Genomic DNA, 4,683 nt, shown 5'->3' with positions numbered 1-4,683 from the left:
TACACCTTGCGGGAGTAGTACTCCACCACCAGCAGCTCGTTGATCTCCAGGGCCACCCACTCCCGTTCACAGCCGCCCACCACTTTGGCGGTGAGCTTGTTCTTGTCCAGTTCCAGGTGGGGGGGCACGTTGGCCAGGCCGGGGAACTCCAGATTGTCCGCGGCCAGCCGTTTGCTGCCCTTGCGCTCGCGAATGGCCAGGGCGTCTCCGCCCTTGCACTGGTAGCTGGCGATGTTCACCAGGCGGCCGTTGACGGTGACGTGGCCGTGGTTCACCAACTGGCGGGCGCCGGGAATGGTGGGGGCAAAGCCCAGGCGGAAACAAACGTTGTCCAGGCGATTTTCCAGCAGCTTGAGCAGGTTGGTGCCGGTGGAGCCCTCCTGGGCGCGGGCTTTCTTGATGTAGCGCACCAACTGCCGCTCGGAAATCCCGTAATTGAAACGGAGTTTCTGCTTTTCTTCCAGACGAATGGCGTACTCGGAGCGCTTGCGACGGGCTTGGCCGTGCTGACCGGGGGGATAAGACCGCTTGGCGGACTTACGGGTGAGACCGGGAAGGTCTCCCAAGCGCCGCGTAATCCTCATGCGAGGGCCGCGGTATCGAGACATGGGTAGTTCTTGATGCAGGGGTAGAGGGGAAATCTGGCACCATGGGTTCAGCAGCAACCAGACCGTGTCCGAGCCGTTGCCGGGGGACAACCCCACGCTGCCCCCATGGCGCCAGACCGTGAGTGTAACCTCCCGGAGGGGTGATGCCGGCCCCTGGCGCCCGGTGACGCCGCTCATTGGTTTGATCAGGCTCTATCAACGGTTCATCTCCCCCCTGTTGGGACCCCGCTGCCGCTTCAGCCCCAGTTGCAGCGCCTATGCCGTGGAAGCCCTGTCTCGCCATGGCCTGTGGCGGGGCGGGTGGTTAAGTGTCTGGCGGCTGCTGCGGTGTCACCCCTGCACGGCAGGGGGGTACGACCCCGTGCCCGACCGATGAATCACTCCACTTGGCCCCCTCTGATTCTGCTCACCCGGTCCGGGTGCTGCCTCTGCAGCGGCTTGGCGGAGCGCCTGGGATCTCTGCTACCCCAAGAGAGTCTGCGGCTGGTGGACGTGGACAACGATCCGGCCTTGCAGCGGCGTTTCGGGTTGTTGGTGCCCCTGCTGGTGGCGGGGGCAGACCCGCTGCGGGATCCGGTGCTGCCCCGGGTGCCGCCACGGCTCAAGGGGTTGGCGCTCCAGCGGTGGCTGGAGAAACATCTCGGCCCGTTTACCGGGTCAGCCCCTGGCTGATTGGGGCCACAGCCCGCAAGCTTTGGGGGCCGAGTCCATCGTTGGAGTTGAACCCATGCGCCTTCATCCCCTGCTGGAGAACGCGGCGATTCCCGTCCCCGCCTTGCTGGCGGATCGGGAGATTCGGGCGGTCTCGGGGGATTCCAGACGACTGCCCCCTTCTGCCCTGTTTGTGGGGGCGCCGGGCGCCCGGGTGGATGGCGGCGACTACTGGGCCAGCCAGCCTGGCGGATGGCGCTGCGGCTGCCGTGATCGGCCCCCGGGCGGCTCGGAAGCATCCACCGGGACCAGCGGATCCGGTGGTGGTCGTAGAGGATCCCGCAGCCTGTCTGGGACGGCTGGCCTCGGTCTTCTGGGGACACCCCAGCCGGCAACTACAACTCATTGGCGTGACCGGCACCAACGGCAAAACCACCGTCACCCACTGGATCGAGCATCTGAGCAGCGCCATGGGGACGCCCACGGCCCTGTTGGGCACCCTGGAAAATCGCTGGCCGGGGACGGTGATGACGGCCAGCCACACTACGGCGCCGGCGGACGTGGTGCATGGGCACCTGGCACAGGCGGTGGCGGACGGTGTGCAGCGGGCCGCCATGGAGGTGAGTTCCCATGCGTTGGCCCAGCAGCGGGTGGCGGGGCTGAGGTTTGCCGGGGCAGTGTTCACCAATCTGAGCCAGGACCACCTGGACCTCCACGGGGATATGGAGTCCTATTTCCAGGCCAAGGCCAGGCTGTTTGGAGCGGACATGCTCCACGGGCGGGCGGTGATCAACCAAGAAGATCGCTATGGACAGCGCCTGCACCGGCAGTTGGGGGGCAAAGCCTGGGGTTGCCGCCTGCTGGATTCCCGACAAGGGAATCAGCCGCCGTTGGCCAGGGATGGGGAGTTGGTGATGTGCGACCTGTCCATGGGAGCCGGAGGAGGGGAGGGACGTCTGATCAGCCCCGTGGGGGAAGGCCGTTTCCGCTCCCCCATGCTGGGACGCTACAACCTGATGAACCTGCTCCAGGCGGTGGGGGTGCTGCTGAGTTGTGGGGCGCCCCTGGGGCCGCTTCTGGAGCAGGTGCCCCGCTTTGGCGGGGTGCCGGGCCGGATGGAGTCCATCGGGGCGCCGGATCTGACGGTGGTGGTGGACTATGCCCACACTCCCGACGGCCTGACCAGTGCGTTACAGGCCCTGCGCCCCTTTGTGGCGGGGCGGCTGATCTGTGTGTTCGGTTGTGGCGGGGATCGGGACCGGGGCAAGCGTCCCCTCATGGGGGCAGCAGCAGCGGAGTTGGCCGATGAACTGGTGATCACCTCCGATAATCCCCGCACGGAAGATCCCGAGGGCATCCTGGAGGAGATTTGCACAGGCCTGCCCGCAGGAATCCCCCATCGTCGGGAGTTGGACCGCAACCTGGCCATTCACAGGGCCGTGGTTCAGGCAGCGGCGGGGGATACGGTGCTCATTGCCGGCAAGGGCCATGAAAGGGTCCAGATCATTGGCCATGAACAACGGCCCTTTGATGATCGCCGTGTTGCGGCAGCGGCCATTGCCCAGCGCTGAAACCCCGGCCCCCGCCACCATCCCGGACGGCGGCCCTCAACCGGGGGTCATGGAAATCTGATCATCGGCATCGTCTTCTTCCATGGCGCCGGCCTCCAGGCCCTCCTCCTCCACGAGGGCATCGGCTGTGAACTCGATCATCCGCAGTCGGGCGTGGTGGTTGCCCTGGCGGGCATCCTCGAACATGGATTGGATGTGGAGTCGGGCAAAGCCGGTTTGCCGCAGGATTTTCACCACGTTCAGGGCGGGAAGCAGAGCGCCGGTCAACGCCAGGTTCACCCGGTGTTCCGCCACGGCAAATGCGTTGGCAAAGCATTGACCGTCACTGCGGGTTTCCACAGCAGCCAGGGGATGGAAGAAGCGGGGGCAGCTTTTAGATGACATGAACACTCTGCAAAAGTGATTAAAACCTTAAGCCTTAAGCGGATCTGAAATTTGTCATAAAGGAAGCAATTTCAGAGATCAGGCGCCCAGTTCCGTGGGCAACGTGGTCACGTGGCAGCAGGCCCGGACGCAGTCGGGCTTCTCAAATCTTCGTAACACCAAGCCCCGCTCCGCCAAGGCGCGGACCACCTGCAGAGGTCTGTGGCCCTGAACGCGGAAGCTCACCAAACCGCCGGAGGGCGGTTCCGGCAACAGGGTCTCCACCCCTTCCAATTGCCGCAAGCCACGCCAAAGGCAGCCACTGTGGGCCTGAATGAGGGCAAGTCGCTGGCGGGGATCACCCACCGCCGCCAGGCTACGGAGAGACTGGAGCAGACCCGCCGTCAAGGGGTAGCAACCGGTGGCAATTTCATAACGGCGGGCATCCCCATGGAAGCGAAGGGGCTGGTCCGGATCCTCCGCCAGCCCCCGCCAGCCGATCAGGGTGGGGGCGCCCACGTCAAGCAGCCTTCGGGAAACCACCACGGCCCCCAGGCCCTCCGGCCCACAGAACCACTTGTGGCCCGTGAACGCATACAGATCCGCCGCCGCCACTGCGTCTTCCAGGCGCACGACCCCAGCGGACTGGGCCCCATCCACCAACAGCCACGGCTGGTTGGCGTGCTCCCTGAGCCGTTGCCCCACGGCAGGAATGGGCATGGCGGCCCCCGTGTTCCACAGCAGATGGCTGAGCACCACCAGTCCCGTGCGGGGCTGCAGGGCCTTGTCCAGGCGCTCCAGCACCTGGTCTTCCCTGACGCAATCCTGTACAGGGAGGATCCCCACGTTGAGGTGTTCCCTGCGGGCGATCTCATGGCAGGCGGCAACAACGCCGGGGTGTTCCCCATCGCTGATGAGCAACTGATCACCGGACCGCCAAGGCAACCCCCACAGGGGAAGCACACAGCCGGAGGTGACGTTTTCCGTGAATGCCAAACGCTGGGGTGGAACGCCACAGAGGGCGGCCAACGCCCGGCGAAGGGAGGCAATCAACTCCTTCACATAGCCGGAAGCCGGCTCCGCGAAAGGTCCCAGCTCCTGGATGCGGCGCCAGCTTGTCGCCATGGCCTCCAGAGACGCGGTGGGCAACGGTCCCTGGCCGCCGTAGTTGAAGTAGACCTTGTTGGCCAAGGCAGGCATGTCCTGCCGTAATGCGACGACGGCCGCCTCCTGGGGGAGGAGGGCATCAGATGCACTGGCCAAGGGCAACGGCGCTGACGGCGGAGAAAATGGTAATCCCCAACGCGATCAGAGGATTTTGTCCCTGGGAGACTGCATAGGAGGTGACCACGCCGGCGGCCAGAGCGGCAATGGCCAGTTGAGACGTGACGGCCTGTCTATCGAACCCTGGTTTCCCTGATTTCACGGAGGGGCAAGCGAAAGTAGCGAGACGCTACACAGACCCACAACCCCGTGGACCGGAACGCCCC

General features: G+C 65.2%; 6 protein-coding genes and 1 pseudogene. 3 read left to right on the top strand and 4 right to left on the bottom strand.

The window, feature by feature from the left end; genetic code table 11:
* Positions 1-608: 30S ribosomal protein S4 (gene rpsD / locus BG35_RS0106715; protein ID WP_025782229.1), on the bottom strand; the 608-nt coding region annotated here is incomplete at its 3' end.
* A 163-nt stretch (positions 609-771) separates the two neighbouring features.
* Between rpsD and yidD the strand changes: the two genes are divergently transcribed.
* The 3 genes and pseudogenes from yidD (at position 772) to BG35_RS10755 (ending at position 2,830) form a co-directional block, all read left to right on the top strand.
* Positions 772-984, top strand: a complete 213-nt coding sequence (yidD, locus tag BG35_RS0106710) for a membrane protein insertion efficiency factor YidD (RefSeq protein ID WP_025782228.1) — start codon at positions 772-774, stop codon at positions 982-984.
* Positions 981-1,280 (top strand): glutaredoxin family protein, encoded by a 300-nt coding sequence (locus BG35_RS0106705; RefSeq protein WP_025782227.1) that lies wholly within the window; start codon positions 981-983, stop codon positions 1,278-1,280. The genes yidD and BG35_RS0106705 overlap by 4 nt, the downstream gene beginning before the upstream one ends.
* A gap of 55 nt (positions 1,281-1,335) precedes the next feature.
* Positions 1,336-2,830, top strand: a pseudogene (locus BG35_RS10755) (UDP-N-acetylmuramoyl-L-alanyl-D-glutamate--2,6-diaminopimelate ligase).
* Positions 2,831-2,866: 36 nt separating this feature from the next.
* Here the strand turns inward: BG35_RS10755 and BG35_RS0106695 are convergent.
* The 3 genes from BG35_RS0106695 to BG35_RS0106685 form a co-directional block, all read right to left on the bottom strand.
* Entirely contained in the window at positions 2,867-3,214 is a 348-nt protein-coding gene (locus tag BG35_RS0106695; protein WP_025782226.1) for a hypothetical protein, read from the bottom strand.
* A 78-nt stretch (positions 3,215-3,292) separates the two neighbouring features.
* Positions 3,293-4,456, bottom strand: coding sequence for an aminotransferase class V-fold PLP-dependent enzyme (locus BG35_RS10750; protein WP_308417022.1), 1,164 nt, complete (start codon positions 4,454-4,456; stop codon positions 3,293-3,295).
* Positions 4,440-4,619 carry a hypothetical protein gene (locus BG35_RS0106685; protein WP_025782225.1) on the bottom strand — a complete coding sequence of 60 codons (180 nt, stop codon included), beginning with the start codon at positions 4,617-4,619 and terminating at the stop codon, positions 4,440-4,442. Before BG35_RS0106685 ends, BG35_RS10750 begins: the two co-directional genes overlap by 17 nt.
* Positions 4,620-4,683: the final 64 nt, after the last annotated feature.

It is taken from the genome of Candidatus Synechococcus spongiarum SH4, from assembly GCF_000586015.1.
GTDB lineage: Bacteria > Cyanobacteriota > Cyanobacteriia > PCC-6307 > Cyanobiaceae > Synechococcus_B > Synechococcus_B spongiarum_F.
This window is presented reverse-complemented; position numbering and strand designations above follow the sequence as displayed.

Excerpts from the sequence above, each read along its gene's own strand:
- BG35_RS0106695 (WP_025782226.1), bottom strand. The coding sequence starts at position 3,214 with ATGTCATCTAAAAGCTGCCCCCGCTTCTTCCATCCCCTGGCTGCTGTG.
- BG35_RS0106705 (WP_025782227.1), top strand. The coding sequence starts at position 981 with ATGAATCACTCCACTTGGCCCCCTCTGATTCTGCTCACCCGGTCCGGG.